At 68.5% G+C, this 18,935-nt stretch carries 13 protein-coding genes; 3 read left to right on the plus strand and 10 right to left on the minus strand.

Going from position 1 to position 18,935, the window contains the following annotated elements; translation table 11 throughout:
* Nucleotides 1-16: 16 nt before the first annotated feature.
* The 9 genes from LK533_RS17315 to kduI all read right to left on the minus strand — a co-directional run bounded on the left by LK533_RS17315 (nucleotide 17) and on the right by kduI (nucleotide 14,834).
* Nucleotides 17-1,258: a DUF885 family protein gene (locus LK533_RS17315; RefSeq protein WP_229364326.1), complete on the minus strand. Its 1,242-nt coding sequence runs from the start codon at nucleotides 1,256-1,258 to the stop codon at nucleotides 17-19.
* A complete protein-coding gene (locus LK533_RS17320; protein ID WP_229364328.1) occupies nucleotides 1,255-5,106 on the minus strand; it encodes a LamG domain-containing protein in 3,852 nt (1,283 codons plus the stop codon). The genes LK533_RS17315 and LK533_RS17320 overlap by 4 nt, the downstream gene beginning before the upstream one ends.
* A gap of 152 nt (nucleotides 5,107-5,258) precedes the next feature.
* The gene (locus LK533_RS17325) at nucleotides 5,259-6,038 is read right to left on the minus strand and encodes a 2-keto-4-pentenoate hydratase (RefSeq protein ID WP_229364345.1); all 780 of its coding nucleotides are present in this window, start codon (nucleotides 6,036-6,038) and stop codon (nucleotides 5,259-5,261) included.
* 86 nt (nucleotides 6,039-6,124) lie between these two features.
* The gene (locus LK533_RS17330; protein WP_229364329.1) at nucleotides 6,125-7,114 is read right to left on the minus strand and encodes an alpha/beta hydrolase; all 990 of its coding nucleotides are present in this window, start codon (nucleotides 7,112-7,114) and stop codon (nucleotides 6,125-6,127) included.
* 61 nt (nucleotides 7,115-7,175) lie between these two features.
* Complete coding sequence (locus LK533_RS17335; protein ID WP_420705884.1) at nucleotides 7,176-10,160, minus strand: TonB-dependent receptor; 2,985 nt, start codon at nucleotides 10,158-10,160, stop codon at nucleotides 7,176-7,178.
* Nucleotides 10,161-10,398: 238 nt separating this feature from the next.
* Nucleotides 10,399-11,979, minus strand: coding sequence for a carboxylesterase/lipase family protein (locus tag LK533_RS17340; RefSeq protein WP_229364331.1), 1,581 nt, complete (start codon nucleotides 11,977-11,979; stop codon nucleotides 10,399-10,401).
* Entirely contained in the window at nucleotides 11,942-12,949 is a 1,008-nt protein-coding gene (locus tag LK533_RS17345) for a sugar kinase (protein WP_229364332.1), read from the minus strand. The genes LK533_RS17340 and LK533_RS17345 overlap by 38 nt, the downstream gene beginning before the upstream one ends.
* Before the next feature lie 141 nt (nucleotides 12,950-13,090).
* Nucleotides 13,091-13,846 (minus strand): 2-dehydro-3-deoxy-D-gluconate 5-dehydrogenase KduD, encoded by a 756-nt coding sequence (gene kduD / locus LK533_RS17350; RefSeq protein ID WP_229364333.1) that lies wholly within the window; start codon nucleotides 13,844-13,846, stop codon nucleotides 13,091-13,093.
* 145 nt (nucleotides 13,847-13,991) lie between these two features.
* Nucleotides 13,992-14,834, minus strand: coding sequence for a 5-dehydro-4-deoxy-D-glucuronate isomerase (gene kduI, locus LK533_RS17355; protein WP_229364334.1), 843 nt, complete (start codon nucleotides 14,832-14,834; stop codon nucleotides 13,992-13,994).
* Between the two features lie 319 nt (nucleotides 14,835-15,153).
* Here kduI and LK533_RS17360 point away from each other — a divergent pair, with 319 nt between their 5' ends.
* Genes LK533_RS17360 through LK533_RS17370 form a run of 3 tightly spaced genes read left to right on the plus strand, consistent with a single transcriptional unit; the run spans nucleotide 15,154 to nucleotide 17,144 of the window.
* The gene (locus LK533_RS17360) at nucleotides 15,154-15,486 is read left to right on the plus strand and encodes a helix-turn-helix domain-containing protein (protein ID WP_229364335.1); all 333 of its coding nucleotides are present in this window, start codon (nucleotides 15,154-15,156) and stop codon (nucleotides 15,484-15,486) included.
* Nucleotides 15,486-16,766 carry a type II toxin-antitoxin system HipA family toxin gene (locus tag LK533_RS17365; RefSeq protein ID WP_229364336.1) on the plus strand — a complete coding sequence of 427 codons (1,281 nt, stop codon included), beginning with the start codon at nucleotides 15,486-15,488 and terminating at the stop codon, nucleotides 16,764-16,766. Before LK533_RS17360 ends, LK533_RS17365 begins: the two co-directional genes overlap by 1 nt.
* Before the next feature lie 18 nt (nucleotides 16,767-16,784).
* Complete coding sequence (locus tag LK533_RS17370) at nucleotides 16,785-17,144, plus strand: hypothetical protein (RefSeq protein WP_229364337.1); 360 nt, start codon at nucleotides 16,785-16,787, stop codon at nucleotides 17,142-17,144.
* A gap of 62 nt (nucleotides 17,145-17,206) precedes the next feature.
* Here the strand turns inward: LK533_RS17370 and treA are convergent, their stop codons facing one another.
* Entirely contained in the window at nucleotides 17,207-18,793 is a 1,587-nt protein-coding gene (gene treA, locus LK533_RS17375; RefSeq protein ID WP_229364338.1) for an alpha,alpha-trehalase TreA, read from the minus strand.
* Nucleotides 18,794-18,935: the final 142 nt, after the last annotated feature.

Genomic DNA, 18,935 nt, shown 5'->3' on the forward strand with positions numbered 1-18,935 from the left:
CCCGCCGGCGGCGGCTCTACGGATGGGCGTGTGGTACCCTGGGCTCCCGCCTGCGCGGGAGCACGGTGGGGGGGCAGGTGAGGTGGCGCCAGTCTCCATAGGCTTCGGTGCGCATGCGGCCGTGGCGGAGCATTGCCTGGTGGAAGCGCACGCGCTCGGCGGGGGCCACGCGGGCGGCGGTGTCGGCAAGGTCCAGCCAGGCCATGGCCTCTGCCGCGCGGGTGGCGGGTTCCCGGGCGATGCGGGGGAGATCGACCTTGAACGGCGCGAAATAGCCGGGCTCGCCCTGCCAGGCGGAGAGCTGGGCGCGCGCCTGGTCGACGCTCCATCCGTCGAGGTGGATGCCGAGGTCGGCGAGGCCGCGGGTGACACGGAACAGCAGCCAGTGGATGTGGCCTAGCTCGCCGAGCGGGTCGTTGCGGTAGACGCCGTCCGCCGCTGCGAGCTGTTCGGCATACATCCCCCAGGCCTCGCCGAAGGAGGGGGCGTACCGCAGGCGCAACGGATGGGGAGGGGCAAGCACCTCCATCGGCATCTGCGCCATATGGCCGGGAAGCAGCTCGTGGTGAACGACGCTGGTCAGGCTCCAGCTGGGGCGGCGGGCGACGTCCTTCAGGTCGACGACATAGGCGCCAGGCTTCCCCGGGGTCGGCAGCTCGCGATAGCCGCCACGGCCGGCGGCGAGCTCGGCGGGCGAGAGGCGGCGGGCGGTGACGTCGAGGCAGAAGGGCGGGACGGACCCCAACAGCACGGGAATGCGCGCGCGGGCGGCGGCGAGCACGCGGTTCATGTCGGCGACGGCCCGGTCTCGGCCGGCGTCGCTGTCGGGATAGTTCCACTGCGGGTCGGCGAAGAGGGCGCGGTAGCGGTTGCCGACCGACCCCTGGGTACGGCCGAGGCTGCGGAACAAGCGGTCGGCGCGGGCGGCGAGGTGGTCGAGTTCGCGCATCAGCCGCTGGCGGGTGTGCGCGGGCGTGACGTTGGTGCCGCTGCGCTGCTGAAGGAGGAGGGCGAAGCGTTGTGCGCCGGTGGCGGCCGTGAGGCGTGCGTCGATTGCGAGGCCGGCGCGGGCGGTCAGCAGGTCGAGGCGCTGGCCCGGGGGAAGCGCCCCGGCGTCGAAGCCGGCGAGGTGCGCGAGGTCGCCGTCCTTCTCGGCCGCGTCCAGCGCCACGCCGAGGTCGTCCTGGCCCCCGAGCGCGCGCGCCGGGGTGGCAAGGACGCCGAGCCCGGCGAGCACGGCGCGCCGCGTCGCCTTCATCGCCGGGCGAGCCCGGCGAGCGGGACCTGGTTGTTCTGGCGCGTCACCTCCGGGGCGTCCGCGGGAAGGGCGAGCCGGACTGAGAGGCTGGCGGGATCGACGCCACCGGGGATGGTGAGCCGCACGGCGGCGGTCTTCGGCGCGAGGTCGGTGGGCGCGGCGAGGGCCGGCACCGCCGCGCGGGCGACTTCGCGGCCGGTGCTGTCGACCAGCGCCACCGTGCCGCCCGCCACCGGTTGCGAGCCGAGGCTGTGGACCGTCACCGACACGCGGCGGCCCTGCATGGTCACGTCATCGCTGCCGATGCCAAGGTCCGGGCGCTGCTCGACCGGGCTGCTCGCCTGGTCGAGGGTGAAGTCGAGCACGGTGGTGGTGCCGGGCGCGAAGGTCACTTCCGTGGAGGCGCTGCGTTCGAGGGTGAGCTGGCGGGTTTCGGCGGGGGTGAGGGTGGTGCCGCCGTCTTGGCTGGTGGCGGCCTTCATCGTCCAGGCCCCGGCGGTCACCATCCACCCCGTCATGGTCGCGCGCTGGGGCTGGCTGGTGGTGTTGTAGGCGATGACGCGGAAGCTGTCCGGCTTTGGGTTCGGGACCAGGATCGCGACCTCAGTCGCGGCCTCGGGCTGGTCGAAGCGCCAGCTGACCGTGTTGCCGGGCCAGGTCTGGTTGCGGCGCAGGGCAATGCCGCCCAGGCGCTCGCGCTGGAGGATCTCGTTGGGTTGGTCGACGCGGTCCGACCACCAATGGCCTTGCGTGTACATATACATGTGCTGCGCCTTGTCGGCGATCGCGTCCGCATGGAGGCGTTCGAGCCAGTTGCGGTCGCCGGTCGCGGCCCAGGCGCCGTAGAGTGCGAAGGGATCGGATGAAGCCTCGGCCCTGGCCGGGGCGGTTTCGAGGAGCTGGCCGCCCATCGGCAGCGCCTGAAAGGCGTTTTCGTTGAACTCGGCGAGCGCGGCGAAGCCTGCCTTTGCGAGACGGGCTTCGATCGGGCGGAGATATTTGGCGTCGCCGGTGAAGCGCCACGCGGCCCAGGCGGATTGGAGCGGCGTGGTGGCGCCGCCGCCGTCCCCGACGCGGGTGGCATCGGTGCGCCAATTGACCTCGTTGGGATAGCTCCAGCTGCCGTCCGGCCCCTGGGTGCCGTGCGCCATCAAGCCGTCTACCACGCCGGTAACGAGGCCGCGGGCGGCCGGGTTGGCATTGAAGAGGCCGAGCAGGATGGGGCCGTGGAGGACGGTGAAGCTGTAGGGCTTCTGCCACTCGAACGCCCCCTCGCGGTAGACCTTACGGGCCCCGTACCAGTTGGACGAAAAGTGGAGGTGCCCCGCTGGGTTGCGGGTGATGATGCCGCCGAGCGCCTTGGTGGTCGCCATGATCCGCTCGACCGTCCGCGGCTCGCCCCAGTTGAGGTAGAGGCGTTCGGCGTCGGCGTTCAGGCCTTCCTCATAGGCGTGGAGCTCGTCGGTGGTGAGGACGCCCAGGCCGTTCTCGATCATGCCGTTCTTGTAGACAGCCTCGTCCAGCGCGCGCAGCGACGCGTTGATCTTGTCGGGGTCTACGCCCATCAGCGCGAGGCCCGGCCATTGCTGGGTCAGGTCCGTGTCGTCGGAGATGCCGCCGCCGAAGTCGCCATAGGGCACCTGGCGCTCGTCGATCCACCAGTTCACGAACTGGCGGGCGAGCTTCAGGTCCTGAAGCTGGCGGAACGCCCAGAGCGGCACGCCGGCGGGCGGCTGTGGCTGAGTGAAGGCCGGCATGTTTTCGGGGCGGTAGTTGATGTCCGCCCAATAGCGGCGCGCCTCCGCATGATCGGGATCGACGCGCAACAGGTCGGAAATGTCGGCGAACAGGCGGCGATAGAGGCCGGCGTTCTTGGAGGCGGTGTGCTCCTCGACCAGGAAGCCCCAATTGTCCTTCACTTGGTTGAAGCGGTCGGCGACATGCTCCTTTGCCGCTTCTGCCCGGTCCTTGAAGACGAGGCGGAGCCTGGCGCCGTTGAGCGCGTCGGCGGTGAAATCGGGGGCTGCGGACGCGATCGTCAGATAGAGGCTGTCGTTGGTGAGGACGCGGTCGCGCAGGTCCAGCCACAGCGTGCGTGCCTCGCCGGGACGGACCGAGACCTGGACGTCGATCATCTGGCGTTCGGGCCAGATCGGATCGTGGACGACGATGCTGAGCGGGATCAGGCCCTTTGCGTCCCCCTTCAGCTTCATCGCCGGCAGGTCGATGGCGATGCCGTCGAGCCCGGCATGGAGGTTCTGCCAGCCATAGTCCCAGGCGCGCGCGAGCGGCTTGTCGGGAAAGGCGTCGCCGAAGTTGGAGGGCACCAGCAGGTGGACGATCGGACGGGCGTCCGGACGGCGGACGGCGGCACCGCTCTCGGCCGAGCTGCCGGCGCCGACTGCGGTCTTGATGCCGCTTGCCGGCATGGCGACAGCGGTGGCCTGCTCGTCGGGCGCATAGCGGCCGGTTACATAGGCGTTGAGCGCGGCGAGGGCGGGAAGCTGCGACGACGCCTTGGCATCGACGACATAATCGAGGCTGAACAGGCCCTTGGGCGCTGCTCCTGCGGCGACATTATAGGCCCAGATCTCCTGGATCGGCTGTTCCTGCATCACATTGGTGAAGCGCAGGCGCCCCCCCGCCTTGGTGGCGAAGCTGTCGCTGGTGCGGACGGCACCGTGGGGGCGTTTGGCGAGGGTCGCATAGTCGCCGCCCTCGGGCGCATAGGCGAGCGTGCCATAGGCGGCGCCGCGGATGGCGACGCGGTTGAAGCGCTCTCCGGCAGGGACGGCCAGGTCATAGCTCTTGCCGCCCTCGACATAGACGTTCCAGTCGGGCAGCTCGAAATAATCGTCGCGGCCGGGGAGCTTCGAACGGTTGTAGACGCCGGGCCAGGTTGTCTCGGGGATGCCGTCGACGCCTTTCCACATCCATTGCTTCAGGTCCTTTGCGTCGGCGAACTCGACCTTGCGGATGGTGGTTGCAGCGTCGGCGAGGACGGGCGGTGTCTCGCGGTCCCAGCCATAGCGATGGAGCCACGCCGTGCGGCGGGCAGCGGCATCGTCGGCCGGGGGGACCGCGGGCTCCTGCTTCGCGGCGAGCGCGCTCACGCCGGTGGCACCGAGCATGCGATCATAGACGCGCAGGTCGTCGACGTCGGACCCGCGCATGAAATTATAGCGGCTCTGCACCTGGTGGGGCGAGATCACGCGGCCGGCGAGACCGAACTGGTCGAGGCCGGAATCGAGGTCGGCGACCTGACGCTTGGCGGCAACCTCGCGCCCGTCGACATAGAGGCGCACGCCCACGGTCTCGTCCCAGGCAAAGGCGAGGTGGTGCCAGGCGTTGGGATCGGGGATCTGCGGGATGGTGTAGGACACGCGGATCCGCGCGAGGTTGGCGTCGGTGACAAAGGCGTCGAAGCCGTGGCCATTCCAGTCGATGCGCAGGAACGCCATGTCCCAGCTGGTGTGGTCGGCAAAGCCGGTCCGGAAAATCACGAAGGGCACGTCGTTCAAGGGATCGCGGGCGCGCCACCAGAAGGCGAGGGTGCCGCGTTCGGCGCGCATGTTGGCGGGGGCCTTCCAGGCGACATAGCCCGCGTCCGACCAGCGGGCAGCGCCGCCGATCGCGCCATCGCCGACGGTGCTCATGCCGCTGCGGAAATTGGGGACGGGGTCGCCCGCCGCGCGTTCGGCGGTGAAGCCGGTGTCGAGCGTGGCGTGGAAGATCAGGCTCTGGTCTGCGGGCGCGGCCGGGGCTGCGGGCGTCTGGGTCTGGGCGGCGGCCGGACTCGCGAGGAGGGCGACGGCGAGCGCCAGCACGGACACTGGGGGGATGGTCATTCTCTCTCCTCGAGCCGCCGGAACTGCGGGGCATTCCCCGTCTGGGTTGCCGGTGGCGGTCGTCTTACAGTGGCAGGTCAGGGCAGAGGCCGGAAACCTTCAGGCAGATTGTACCCCGGCGGGGACCGCGGTCCAGGTGCGGCCCAGGTCCGTCACCAGGCGACGATGGTGCAGGCGGCGGTCAGACGGTTGTCGAAGCGGACGTCCACGCGGGCGCCGACCGAGACCTGGTGAACGCCGGTGACCGCCCCTGACGAGATCCAGTCGCCCGGCTGCAGCGCAATGCCGCGGGCCGCGAGCAGTTCGAACAGGAAGCGGGCGGCACCGAACGGGCCGTCGAGCATGGAAGCGGCGGTGGCGGCGCCGATGGGCGCGCCGTCGATGGTGAGCTCGACCGGCCAGTCGGCGATGCCGGCGGTGCGCCAGTTCTCGATCGCAGGGCCGATCACCAGGCCGTTGTTGTTGCCAAAGTCGGAGATGGTGACGGTGGCGCCATGGTCGTTGATGCCCGGAAAGGGCGAGCTGGCGATCTCGATGCCGACATGGACGGCGTCGCGCAGGTCGATCGCCTCCTCCATCGAATAGGTGCGCTTGGCGGGATCGGGCGCGGTGCCGATCCGCAGCAGGAACTCGGCCTCGGCCGCCGCAAAGCCGCGGGCGAAGACGGGCATCGCCACCGGTGCTTCGGTCGCGACTACGATCTGGTCGGCAAAGATCGGGCCGGCGAGGCGGTTCTCCCCTTCGGTCGGCGGGTGGATCTTGCCGACCTTCCACCCGGAGACGCGTCGGCCGTCGAGTGCCAGCGCGTGATCCTGGACGGCATAGGCTTCGGCAAGCGCGTCCGGAATGGTGCCCGGAAAGTCGAGGACGGCCGTGCCGGCGCGGCGGGCCTGCACAAAGGTTTCGGCGATGCGTTCGACGTTCTGCTGCATCGGGGTGGCCACCAGGGAGTCTCCAATCAGGAATTCGGGGGAAAGCGATGTCCGTTGCCGGAACTGCAACGCCGGGAAGCGGCGTGTCAGCCGAAGCCATGCCTCTGCGCCCAGCGCGCGAACAGCTCGGGCCAGACAGCGGCCGGCTTGCCGGCGGCGCCGCGCAGGCCGAAGCCGTGCCCACCTTCGGCAAACAGATGCGTCTCGACGGACACGCCGGCCTGCTTGAGCGCGGCGCGCATCAACAGGCTGTTGTCGACGGGAACGACGTCGTCGTCCTCGGCATGGACCAGGAAACAGGGCGGGGTGGTCGCGCGCACGTTGCTGGCGACGGTGTGCGCAGCCTCGAGCGAAGGTGTCGGGGCGCCGCCCAGCAGCTGGGTGCGCGAGCCGGCATGGGCAACCGGCAGGCGCATCGATTGAACCGCATAGATGGGCGCCGCAAGGTCGGGACGGGCGCTCAACCGGTCGGCCGCGTCGACCGGTGCATAGACCTGCGCATCATAGCGCGTGGCGAGATCGCCGCAGACATGGCCGCCGGCGGAGAAACCCATTGCAGCGATGCGGTCCGCGCGGATGCCATAGGCCGTGGCGCGCGAGCGGATCAGCCGCATCGCCCGCTGGCTGTCCTGCAACGCAGTGTCGGGTCCTGCGGCCCAGCCATCGCCCGGCAGGCGGTAGAAGAGCACGAACACCGTCCAGCCTCGCTCTGCCAGCCAGCGGCCGATTTCGAAGCCCTCCTTGTCGAGTACGACGCGGACATAGCCACCGCCGGGCGCGACCAGCAGTGCCGATCCGTTCGGCTTTCTGGGGCGGAACACGACCAGGCGGGGGCGGGAAGTGCCCGTGACGGCTCGGTCCGAGCGGCCGGGATCCTTGCTGCGCTCCTCGATCCGCTCGACAGGAAGGGTTGCCGGTGCACCGGGGGCGCCGGCGGGCCAGAGCTCAAGCACTTCGGTCGGGTCGGGCGCGGTCCCGCGTGGCGGAGGCGCGCGGTCCTGGGCTCGTGCAGCACCTGCGGCAGCCGTAGCCACCACCGATCCCAGCGCCGCAAGCGTGTGTCGGCGATCGATCATCGTGCATCCCTCAGGGGAAAAGGGCGCCCCGCATTCGGCGGGGGCGAGGCGCCCGTTCGGCCTACATCTTGAAGCGACCGCCCAGCATGAAGGTCCGCCCGAAGTGGTTGGACTCATAGTTGCGCTGTGCGTCGATGTCGGTCCAGCGGTCGCGATACTCGTCGGTGAGGTTGGTCCCCTCCAGCGAGAGTTCGAAGCTTGGCGTGATCTTGTAGCGGATCGAGGCGTCGACATTGACGGTCTCGTCATAGCCCTCGAACAGATTGCCGGTGGCAGACGCACCGTCGATGTACGGGCTGCGGTAGCTGACCGAGGCGCGTGCCGAGAACTTCTTGTCCTCATAATAGAGCGTGCCGTTGTAGGCGCGCTTCGACAGGCCATAGAGGGTGGCGTCGCGCGTGGTATTCGGCAGCGCGCCCAGCGTGCCGCCAGGCAGCACGATCGTCGTTGCTGGTCCGCCCTGCGAATAACTCGCGCTCGAATCGACAAAGGTGGCGTTGGCAAGGAAGCCGACGTTCTTGAGGAAGCCCGGCAGGAAGGTGAAGCTCGCCTGCAGCGCGATCTCCATGCCTTTCAGCGACGCGCCCTCGCCGTTCACCGGGCCGCTGATCTGCCACAGCTGCCCTTCCGGGTTCTGCGCGGCCGGCGAGCTAGCCGGAATGACGCCCAGCGGCAGGCCGGTCGAGGCATAGGTGCCGCTGCGGGTGCCGGAAACCGGGAAGCTGGCGATGTTCTTCTTGAACAGCGCGACCGAGAACAGCGACTGCGGTGCGAAATACCATTCGGCCGAGACGTCGAACGAGGTCGCGCGGAACGGATCGAGCTGCGGATTGCCGAAGTTGACGCGATAGTTGAACCCGTCGACCGAGCCGCCGGGGGTCAGGCTTCCGAGCGACGGACGCGTGATCACCTTGGAAATGGCGCCGCGCAGGACGATGTCCTCTGTCGGGAACAGCGCGACGTTCACCGCGGGCAGCCAGTCGTCATAGCTGCGCTCGACGGTCACCTCGGTGTTGGTGGTGACACCCCCGGCCGATGCCGAGGTCAGACCGGTCGATTTCTGCGCAGTGTGTGCATAGCGCATGCCGGCGTTGGCGGCGTAGCGCAGGCCGAGCAGGTCGCCCTCCACGTCGAACTCGACATAGCCGCCGGTCACCTCCTCGGTCACGCTGCGGGTGTCGCCGACCAGGACGCTGGCGGTACGGCCGTAGAGGCCGGTGAAGTCCGCCGCCGCGTCGATGTTCGGGATCAGGAACTCGGTGGTGGTGCCGCCGGGCTGGCCCGCGCTACCCAGCGTGAAGATCTCCCCCAGATTGCCGGCGGGGAAGCCATAGACGCCCGTCGGGCCGATGTTGCTGCTGGCGGTGCAGGTGATGGTGCCGAGCACCGCGTCCGTGCCGCCCGCGGTGGGACAGACCACCGCGTCGCGCGAGAACCCCTGAGTGTCGAACGAGAAGCGGCGGTACATGGCGCCCGACTTGATCTTCAGCCCCTCAGTCACGTCCCATTCGGTGCGCAGTTGGGCGGTGCGGAAATCGTTGACGGTCTTGGACGGGCGGTCGCGGATCTCGGCCAGCTGGAAGTTCGCCGGATCGGTGACGCTGGTGCCGAAGCTGATCACCGGGCGCTTCATGTCGCTATAGTCGTAGCTGAAGCCCTGCGCATCGCGATCGTCGAACACGAAGGTGGTCTCGACCGGGATGGTCGCGTTCGACCTGGAATAGCCGCCCAGCACGGTGAAGCGGAAGTTCTCGGAAACGTCCTGATCCCAGCTGCCGCCGATCTGGTAGAATTCGGTCTGGGATTGGCGCAGATAATGTTCGGTGCGCACCCAGGCGTCGTCGATGGTGGCGGAAATCAGGTTGTTGTTGTCGTCGATCGTATAATCACTGACGTTCATCTGCCGCTCGTTGGAGCGCAGCAGCACCTCGCCCCACTTCTCCTCGCGCGTTTCCTTGAAGCGCGAGTAGAGCGCGTCGAGCGAGACCTTGGTGGACTCGGTCGGCGCCCACTGCACGCTGCCGGTGATGCCCAGGCGCTCGCGGTCGTGGCGCACCGAGCCATAGCGCGGGATACGCGGGTGGAAGGCGAGCCCGACCTGATCGCAGACGCCGCCGGCCGTGCCCACATAGGTGCCGCCGCGGTTCGGCTGCGTGAAGCAGGGAGTGCCGTCGACCGAGTCGAACACGCCCTGCGCCCAGCGCACGGTGTTGTTGCCGAGCTCGAAGTTGTTGGTGTTCTGGTACGCCGCCGACAGCGCGACACCAAAGGTGCCATCCGGGTTCTTGTACGACAGCAGGCCGGCGAGGCGTGGACCCCAGTTCTCCGACAGGTCGTTGTACGAGGCCTGGCCCGAAGCGACAAAGGTGAGGCCGTATTTGCCGGCCAGCGGATTGCCGGTGTTGAGGTCGACCACGGCGCCCAGCGAGCCTTCGTCAAGCGACGCCTCGGCAGTCTTGTGCACCACGATCGAGTTGAACAGTTCGGACGCGAACACGTTGAAGTCGAACGCGCGGTCGCGGTTGGAGCTGGCGCCGTCGGTCGAAGTGGCGACCGTCTCGAGCCCGTTCACGCGCACGCGGGTGAACTGCGCGCCAAGCCCGCGCACGGTGATCGCGCGGCCCTCGCCGGCGTCGCGCTGGATCGAAATGCCGGGGATGCGCTGCAGCGATTCGGCGAGGTTCTGGTCGGGGAACTTGGCGATGTCCTCCGCGACGATCGCGTCGACCGAGGACACGGTGTTGCGCTTCAGCGCGATCGCAGCGCCCAGCGACTGGCGAAAGCCCGTGACGACGATGTCGCCGGCAGCAGTTTCCTCCTGCGGCACGACCTGTGCGGAAGGATCGGCAGCGGCGTTGTTCTCGGCCGGCACGATCGCGGTCTGCGCGGGCGACGGGTCCTGCTGCGTGGGATCGCCGGGCGTGACGGCTTCCGGAACCTCGGCCGCCTGCGCCAGGGCGGCGGCCGGCATCAGCAGCGCAACGGCCATCGCGCCGAACGAGGCGCCAGCGAGCCGCAGTGATCCGCGGCACGGATGACGGGACATGGTCATGCGAAATCTCTCCCCTCATGGCCGGCGCATGCGCACGGCGACGATTTCTGACGCGCTGCACGGCGCACGGGGATCGGGAGGGCGAGCAGCAGCGCTCGCGGGTCCGACATCCTCTCGATCCGACGCGCCTTGCGGGCTTCGTCAGCCGGCTCTGTTTTGTTTTAAGTAACCGGTGTCAGAAACATGCGGCCGATCGCGAACGCTGTCAACAACCGGTTCGATCAACAAGAAATCAGGTGCCGGGCTGAATATAGGGGACGCGTGCGAACAACTCGCGCTGCCAGCGGCGGGGGTCGTCCTCGACGCGACTGCGCACGTCGAAGATCATGGTGGTGCGCCCGGCCAGTTCGTAGCGCGGCCAGTTCGGCAGGCCATGGTGATTCGGATCGCCGGTCTTGGTGAAGGCGACGAAGCTCTCCTGCATCGCGGCCGAGGCAGCCCGTGCATCCGCGGCAGTGCCGGTCTGCGATCCGGCCGCGTCCAGCGTGCCGAACACCAGCGGAATGTCCATGGTGTGGAAGGCGCCCCGACGCGGATCGGTGCGCGAGCCGAAGTCGACCTGATAGACCCAGCCCGGCGCTCCCGCCTTGGCGCGCTCCTCCGCCTCGATCACCTGCCCGCGCCAGCTGCGCCCGCAGGTGGTGGCGTCGTAGAAGACCTGGGTGGGCGTCCAGTCGGGAAAGCGTTGGCGATATTGCGCGACCACCCATTCAGGGAGGATGTCGATGCGCAGCTCAGGCGCGATGCGATCCGCGACATTGTCCCAGGTTAGGCCCTGAACCCTTGGGCTGTCGGGGCTGAGAAAGGCGCGCGTCTCGTCGTGGGTGTTGCCGAGCAACATGGGAATGGCGAGGCCCTGGGGATGCGCGTCGGGCCAGAAGGGGTGGCGGGTGAGCCACTTCATGTCGAGCACGGGGCCGAAATAGACCCCGCCGCCCAGGATCGGATCGGTCGCGTCGAGCGCGTCGACGAGCCGTTCGGTGGGCATCGTCAGCAGCGGTTCGAGGTTGCTGTCGGTGACACCCAGGCGCTGGAGATAGGCGCGCGCGCGCGCGGTGGCGTTGAGCGGGCCCGATGCCGTGACCTGCTGGCCGCTCATGGTCGCCGCACGGTGGAACAGGCCCTTGGCCGCGGGCATCGCCATCATGGTAGCGATCTTGGCGCCGCCGCCCGACTGGCCGAACACCATCACGCAGTTCGGATCGCCCCCGAACGCAGCGATGTTGTCACGCACCCACTGCAGAGCAAGGATCAGGTCGAGCTGCCCCAGATTGCCGCTGTCGGCAAAGCGCGGGTCGAGCCGCGCGAGATAGAGATAGCCGAACGCGTTCAGCCGGTGGTTGACGGTCACCACCACCACGTCCCCGCGCGCGGCCAGGCGCTGGCCGTCGTTCATGGGATCGGTGACGCTGCCGTTCGAATAGGCGCCACCATGGATGTAGAGCATCACCGGCTTTCTGGCGGCGGCGCGCGGCTCTGCGGTCCAGATGTTGAGGAACAGGCAATCCTCGGATCGGGGCTCGTCCCCTTCAGCCTTTTGCGGGCAGATCGGGCCGAAGCGCTGCGCGGGAACGCGGGTGCCGGGCTGGGTGACGGGCACGGCCGCGCGAAACCGCTCGGCGCGGCCGTAGCGGATGCCGCGAAAGGCGTGGACGCCGCCCTCACGCGTGCCGACGAAGTCGCCGGCAGGCGCGCGCACGGTGCCGGCCGGGGCGGCGGCAAAGGCCGGCGCACTGGCGGCGAGCGCAAGCCCGCCGGCAACCACCGACCGCCGGCTAACGCCGGACGTCGAACCCGCCTTCGAAGAAGCCATCGATATCTCCCTGAGCAAACAGGCTGGCGTCGCCCGGCAGCGAATGCTTGAGCGTGGTCAGCGCGAGGCCGGTGCGTGCGACCGTCTCCAGATCCAGGCCGCGGCGCAGCCCGTGCAGGATGCCGCTGGCAAAGGCATCGCCCGCGCCAATGCGGTCGATGATGCCGGTGATCACCGCCTCCTCGGTCTGATGCCCGCGCTCACGCGTGTCGATGCGCGCCGACACGCGGTTGCGGTCGGCATCATCGGCATGGCGCGCAGTCGAGGCGATGACCTGAAGCCGCGGAAAGTGCGCGAACGCCGCCTCCGCCGCCTCGCGCCGCCGGTTGGGGCCTCCGCCGCCAAAGGTTTCGCCGAGCAGCAGTGACACGTCGCGATGGTTGCCGAACAGCACGTCGGCATGGGAGATCAACGTCGTCAGCGTGGCGCGCGGATCGCTGTCCCACGCCTCCCACAGCCGCGCGCGATAATTTCCGTCGAACGAGACCGGCACGCCAAGCCGGCTCGCCGCCTCGACCGCGGCGATCGCTGCGGCGGTGCCGTTCGGCCCAAGCGCCGGGGTAATGCCCGACAGGTGGAAGCGATCGGCACCGGCGAGCAACGTGTCCCAGTCCCAGGCATCGGCGGGTGCGTCGGCAAAGGCGGAATGGGCGCGGTCATACAGCACGTCGGTCGGGCGGAAGCCGGCGCCGGTAGTCGCGAAGTAGAAACCCATGCGGCCCGGCAGTCGGCGGATGCTCCGGGTGTCCACGCCGTGGCCGCGCAGCGCAGTCACCGCCGCGTCGCCCAGGCCGTTCGCCGGCACCGCGCTGACGATCGCGGTGTCGTGATCGAGCCGGGCGAGCTGGGTGACGACGTTCGCCTCGGCACCCGCCACCCACACGTCGAGCCGCGGCGTCTGCAACAGCAGCTCGCGCCCCGGCGGCGACATCCGCAGCATGATCTCGCCGAACGCTACGAAACGACCCATTCCCCTGTCTCCGTTTTGTTTCGAGTGGGGATCGAGCGAAGTCGAGAGCCCGTATCGAGAAAGCCGTTATCGCGTATCCCTCGATACGCCGCCTCGACAAGCTCGACGGCTATTCGAGACGAACGGTGTGGCAGTACGCCGTCAGCGCGCCAGCCACCCGCCGTCAACCGCCAGGATATGGCCCTGGACATAATCCGCCGCCCGGCTCGCGAGGAACACGGCCGCGCCGCCGAGGTCCGACGGGTCGCCCCAGCGGCCCGCGGGGATGCGGTCGACGATCGACTTGTTGCGAACTTCGTCGGCCTGCAGTGCCGCGGTGTTGTTGGTGGCGATATAGCCGGGGGCGATCGCGTTCACGTTGACGCCTTTGGTCGCCCATTCATTGGCGAGCAGCTTGGTGAGGCCGCCGATGCCAGACTTGGACGCGGTGTAGCTCGGTACGCGGATGCCACCCTGGAAGGTCAGCATCGAAGCGATGTTGATGATCTTGCCGCCGCCATTTGCGATCATGTGGCGACCGGCGGCCTGGCAGAGGAAGAATACCGACTTGAGGTTGGTATCGACCACCGCGTCCCAATCCGCTTCGGTGAAGTCGACCGCGTCGGCGCGGCGGATGATGCCGGCGTTGTTGACCAGAATGTCGAGGCCGCCGAGCTTTGCCACCGTCTCCTCGACCACGCGGCCGACCGGCTCGATGGTGGAGAGATCGGCGGAAACGATCTCCGCCCGACGGCCGAGCGCGCGCGCCTTGGCGACGGTGTCCTCGGCCGGCGTGCGGCCGACCGCGGCGATGTCGGCGCCGGCGGCGGCAAGGGCGAGGGCGATCGCCTGGCCGATGCCGGTGTTGGCACCGGTGACGACGGCCACGCGGCCCGTGAGATCGAAGGGGTTGGTCATGATCGACTCCTCCCCTCCCTGGAAGGGCGGGGCTGGGGGTGGGTTGCGACGCGAGGCGGCGCTCTTCGGCCGATGGGAGCAGCCCGAGCCTGCGGCTCGGTACCCACCCCCGACCCCTCCCGTGCAGGGAGGGGCGTGGCGTCGGTTACGCCAGCTGGCAGATGTCCAGCACGTTCATGTCGGTATAGTCCTGGTTCTCGCCGGCCATCGCCCAGATGAAGGCATAGGCCTTGGTGCCGGCACCCATGTGGATCGACCAGGGCGGCGAGATCACGACTTCCTCGTTCGCCATGACGATGTGGCGCATCGCCTCGCCCTCGCCCATGAAGTGCATCACGCGGTCGGTGTCGGGGTTGTCGAGTTCGAAATAGCAATAGATCTCGCTGCGCCGCTCGTGGATGTGCGGGGGCATGGTGTTCCACACGCTGCCGGGCTTGAGCACCGTCAGGCCCATCACCAGCTGCGCGCTGTCGCAGACGCCGGGGATGACGAGCTGGTAAATGGTGCGCTCGTTGGATTCCTCCAGGCTGCCACGGTCGAGCGCCTTCGCGTCGGAGATGCCGAGCTTGCGGGTCTGGAACGCCTTGTGGGCTGGGCAGGAGGCCAGATAATAGCGCGCGCCCTCACCAGCGAACACGACTTCCTTCGCCCCCATGGTGACATAGAGGCAGTCCTTGTTGGCGAGCGTGAAGCTCTCGCCGTCGACCGTGACGGTGCCCTCGGACTTGCCGATGTTGACGATCGCGAGCTCGCGGCGCTCCAGGAACGGGTGGCCGGCGGCGGACGCAGGCTCAATCTGGTCGGGAAGCTTCACCGGCTCGGCCCCCGGGGCCACGCCGCCGATCACAAAGCGGTCGGCGTGAGTGTAGTTGAGCACGCACTCGCCTTCCCGGAACAGCCCCTGGATCAGGTAGCGGTCGCGCAATTCCTCGTTGGAGACGCACTCCATCATGTCGGGATGGGTGGCGTAATAAGTGCGTTCGAACATGGTGGCTCCTCTTGGGATCTCAGGCCGTGCGGTGCGCAGCACAAGCGTAGGGGGCGGGGACGGGAGCTGCAACGAAGACCCGACTGCGGGATGACCCGGCAGTCGGGACGCAGGTTTCGCAAGCTGGCGCGGTCGGCTCCGGCACGCATCCTCCTCTTCGCCTCTTTGCGGGCGTGGCGCTTTGGTAAGCGGTGTCAGGAGCTGGTGCAAGGCACGTCTTTGCCGCATTTGCTACCGGCTGCTGGGACCGCCTTGTCGCATAAGCGGGTGACGTGTAGCGTTATTCCGCTATTCGCGAGGTTACAGAGCGGAATAACGCATGGACGATACCATCTTCACGACGCTGGGAGAGCAGCTGCGGGGCTTTCGCATCCGGCGTGGCCTGAGCCAGCCTGCAATCGCGCAGCGCCTGGGTCGGGATCGTGCGCGCATTTCGGAACTCGAGCGCGACCTGCTGGGAAGCCGCTGGGGACGTGATCGCCTGACGCTGCTGGCGGAGATGTGCGATGCGCTGGACGTGGTACCGGTATTGGTGCCCCGCGCTCAGGCCGCAGCCGTTCGCGCCGGGATCGACGGCGAAGCGCCGGAAGCGCGGCAGCCCGCCGGCTCGGCGTTCGACGAATTGTTCGTCGATCTGGAGGATGAGGGCTGATGGCCACGCCGGCAATCCTGGGTGTCCATCTGCTCGACAGGGTGCGTGGTGCGGTGCGCGTCGGCACGCTGGTGCGCGACGGCGACGGTGCGGTCAGCTTCACCGTCGCCGAGGCCTATCTGCGCGACCCGGCGCGACCGCTGCTGAGCCTGGGCTGGTATGACCCGACTGCGGATGCGGGCACGCGCGATCGCCTCGCATCGCGAGCCGACAAGATCGGGTTGCACGGCACGCTGCCGCCGTGGTTCGCAGGGCTGCTGCCCGAGGGCGCGCTGCGCACGCTGGTGCTGAGCGAAATGGGGCCGGGCGATCACGACCAGTTCGACGTGCTGACGCGGTTGGGCGCGGACCTGCCGGGAGCGGTGCTGGTGGTGCCGGAGACGCAGGCGCCTGCCTCAGCCGGACCGCTCGACCTGGGATCGGTGGTGGGCTTTCGCGCGGTGCGGCCTGACGGCGTCGTCAAATTCTCGCTTGCCGGAATCCAGCTGAAGTTCAGCGCCAATCCGGATGGAGAGCGGCTGACCGTACCAGGGCGGGATGCGACCGGGCGCTGCATCCTCAAAGTAGGAAGCGAGCGCTTTCCCGCGCTTCCCGAGGCGGAACATGGCGCGCTGCAGCTCGCACGAATGATCGGGGTCGATACTGCGCCCTGCCGCCTGGTTGCGCGCGAGGCGGTGGAGGGCGTGCCGGACGCGCTGCTGGCGGATGGCGAGCAGGTGCTGGTGGTGGACCGCTTCGATCGCACCGCCGAGGGAGAGCGCGTGCACATCGAGGACGCCGCACAGATCCTGGGCGCGATCGGCGACCGCAAGTACACCATGGCGACCACCGAGACGGTGCTCAACATGGTGAGCCGCTTCAGCACCGATCGCCGCGCCGACATTGCAGAAGCGGTGCGGCGGGTCGTGGCCGACGTCCTGCTGGGCAACGGCGACAATCACCTGAAGAACTGGTCCTTCCGCTTTCCCGCACCGGGCCAGGTGCGACTGTCGCCGGCCTATGACATCGTGCCGACGATCTTCTTCGTGCCCGGCGATACGCTGGCGCTGCGCTTCGTGCAGACGCACCAGTTCGAGGCGGTAAACCTGCGCCGGTTCGAGCGGGTTGCGCGTTTCCTGCAACTCGACCCGCGCTGGATCGCGCGCGAGGTGAAGACGGCGGTCACTCGCGCACTCGACCTTTGGCCAGGTGCGGCACCGGCGCTGCTGGGGGAGGCACGGGCGGCGGTGCTGGTGAAGCGGCTCGATCGCTTGGAACTGGTGCGTGAGGTGCGGGGCTGAAGACCTCAGCCAGCCTGCGTGGAGAACGTGACCATGGTAGCTTCGATTGCCGTTACTCTGACACGCGACAGCGTCTGCATGGCCGATGATGTCGACGCGCCGCATCAGGAAGTATTTGCGTTCGATCCAGACCTGGATCTTATGGGTATGGCTCGCCGCATCGCCCGGAGCAGCTATCTGCCCATGCCGAGCGATGCTTGGGGATGGACGATCGAGCATGGCTATGCCGTGGTGGCCGTCCGGCCGCGACTGCTGACACGCTACGCCATTTGCCTGCGCGGCGACCCCGCCACGGTCCGGGCCGCCGATATCGCAACGCTGTCAGCAACCTATGTACGGCCGAACTCGCCTTGGCGTTTTGCGAGACACGGGCCGTAACAGAGCGGCAGCGTCAGATCGATAGCCTAGATTATGTAAAAAAACGCCGAGCTTTTTACGGATCAGCGATCAACTGGCCCCGGGTGCGCGCTCGCGATATCCGGGTAGCGCTCTAGGACCGCGCTTGCCACGCCATTGGTCCAGCCAAAGCCGTCCTGGGTCGGATATTCGCCGCCGCCGCCGGGCTTGCGTTCCTCGACATCATATTTCTCGAGCATCTTGCCGGTCTCGGCATAGGCGGTCGCAACGGTGTCGATCCAGCGCCGCGCGATCTCTCGCGCAAGGTCGGGTTGGCCCGTGCGCTCCAGGCCCGCGATCGCGATCCATTGCAACGGCGCCCAGCCATTGGGCGAATCCCATTGCTGGCCGGTGCGCAGCGGCGTCGTGCGCAGTCCCCCGGTCGCGAGCAGCGTCCGGCGCACGGTCGCGGCAACCGCCGCGGCCTGCTTTGGCGAGGCGGCGCCGGCGAACAGCGGATAGAGCATTGCCGCCGACACGCGCGGCGTGGGGGTGCGGGAAACGCGATCCCAGTCAGCGTAGCGGCCCTCCCTGGCCACCCAGAAATAGCGATCGAGCGCTGCCCGGCGCTGGGTGGCGAGCTTCGTGAACTGCGTCGCGCAGCCCTGGTCGCCGGCAGCAGTGCAGCGCCGCGCGATCGACTCCTCCAGGATCAGCATCAGGCTGTTGAGGTCGACCGGCACGATGTCGGTGGTGCGAACGGAGGCGAGCTTGCGGGGATCGGCAAGCCACCGGCTGCTATAGTCCCATCCACTCTCCGCCCCGGCCCTCAGGTGGCGGTACAGGGTTTCGGCCGGGCGAGCGGGATCCTCCTTCGCGGTCGCCACGTCCTCGGCATAGGATTCGTCGCGCGGCAGCGGACGATCATCCCAATAGCGATTGAGCAGCGTGCCGTCGGGCATGCGCACCACCCGCGCACAGGCGCCGCTCGCGTCGAGGCAGGTTGCGCCCTGCATCCAGTAGCCATGCTCGCGCCTGAGCGCGGCGAGCCGGCGCGCGGCAAGGGCCGGGTCGCTGTCCTTTGACAGGTCCAGCATCAGCGCGAAGAAGGGCGGCTGCGAGCGGCCGAGATAATAGGTCCGCATGCCGTTGGGGATGTGGCCGTAACGCTCGATCGTGTCAGTGAAGTCGGCGAGCATGGATTCGACCAGCGGCTGCTGCCCGTCGACCGTCAGGCCCAGCATCGTGAAATAGCTGTCCCAGTAGTAGATCTCGCGGAAGCGCCCGCCCGGCACCACATAGGGCGCCTGCATCGGCAGTGCGGAGCTGCCTGCGGCGACCGGCTCGGGCTGGCGCACCAGGGTCGGCCAGAGAGTGCGGATGTGGCGGCGCAGATCCGCGACGCCACGGTCGTTGACGCCCGGCACGGTGAAGTTCGCCAGCACGAACGCCCGCAGCGCCTCCGGCGTCGCGGGTGCTACGCGGCGATAGTCGGCCAGGATCGCCTCGGGCGCGCGCTTGGGCACGGCATCGACAAAGGTCTTGCCGTCGGGGAAGATGCGACCGGTCTGCACCGCGCTGAACAATGCACCATAAAGATCGGCGGGCGACCGGTGCTGTGCGGCCAGCGGGCTGGCGACCAGCGCCGATACCGCAAGCAGGCTGCCGATCAGCGAACGCGCAAGCTTCATTTCCGGTCCCTTCTTCCGCGCATCGTCCGTACGACGTGCCTTGTGCGTCCAGATGCCGGGGGAAGCGTGCTGCGACAAGCGGCACGCGCTCCTCCTGCTGCCGCGGCAGCGCACCCCCCTGCCCTCCCCGTCTGTGGCAAAA

The sequence above is a fragment of the Sphingomonas sp. PL-96 genome (assembly GCF_020707215.1).
In the GTDB taxonomy this organism is placed as follows: Bacteria; Pseudomonadota; Alphaproteobacteria; order Sphingomonadales; family Sphingomonadaceae; genus Sphingomonas.

What these genes read in the sequence shown, in the direction of transcription:
- LK533_RS17315 (WP_229364326.1), bottom strand. Translation starts at nt 1,258, where the DNA reads ATGAAGGCGACGCGGCGCGCCGTGCTCGCCGGGCTCGGCGTCCTTGCC.
- LK533_RS17320 (WP_229364328.1), bottom strand. Translation starts at nt 5,106, where the DNA reads ATGACCATCCCCCCAGTGTCCGTGCTGGCGCTCGCCGTCGCCCTCCTC.
- LK533_RS17325 (WP_229364345.1), bottom strand. Translation starts at nt 6,038, where the DNA reads ATGCAGCAGAACGTCGAACGCATCGCCGAAACCTTTGTGCAGGCCCGC.
- LK533_RS17330 (WP_229364329.1), bottom strand. Translation starts at nt 7,114, where the DNA reads ATGATCGATCGCCGACACACGCTTGCGGCGCTGGGATCGGTGGTGGCT.
- LK533_RS17335 (WP_420705884.1), bottom strand. Translation starts at nt 10,160, where the DNA reads ATGTCCCGTCATCCGTGCCGCGGATCACTGCGGCTCGCTGGCGCCTCG.
- LK533_RS17340 (WP_229364331.1), bottom strand. Translation starts at nt 11,979, where the DNA reads ATGGCTTCTTCGAAGGCGGGTTCGACGTCCGGCGTTAGCCGGCGGTCG.
- LK533_RS17345 (WP_229364332.1), bottom strand. Translation starts at nt 12,949, where the DNA reads ATGGGTCGTTTCGTAGCGTTCGGCGAGATCATGCTGCGGATGTCGCCG.
- kduD (WP_229364333.1), bottom strand. Translation starts at nt 13,846, where the DNA reads ATGACCAACCCCTTCGATCTCACGGGCCGCGTGGCCGTCGTCACCGGT.
- kduI (WP_229364334.1), bottom strand. Translation starts at nt 14,834, where the DNA reads ATGTTCGAACGCACTTATTACGCCACCCATCCCGACATGATGGAGTGC.
- LK533_RS17360 (WP_229364335.1), top strand. Translation starts at nt 15,154, where the DNA reads ATGGACGATACCATCTTCACGACGCTGGGAGAGCAGCTGCGGGGCTTT.
- LK533_RS17365 (WP_229364336.1), top strand. Translation starts at nt 15,486, where the DNA reads ATGGCCACGCCGGCAATCCTGGGTGTCCATCTGCTCGACAGGGTGCGT.
- treA (WP_229364338.1), bottom strand. Translation starts at nt 18,793, where the DNA reads ATGAAGCTTGCGCGTTCGCTGATCGGCAGCCTGCTTGCGGTATCGGCG.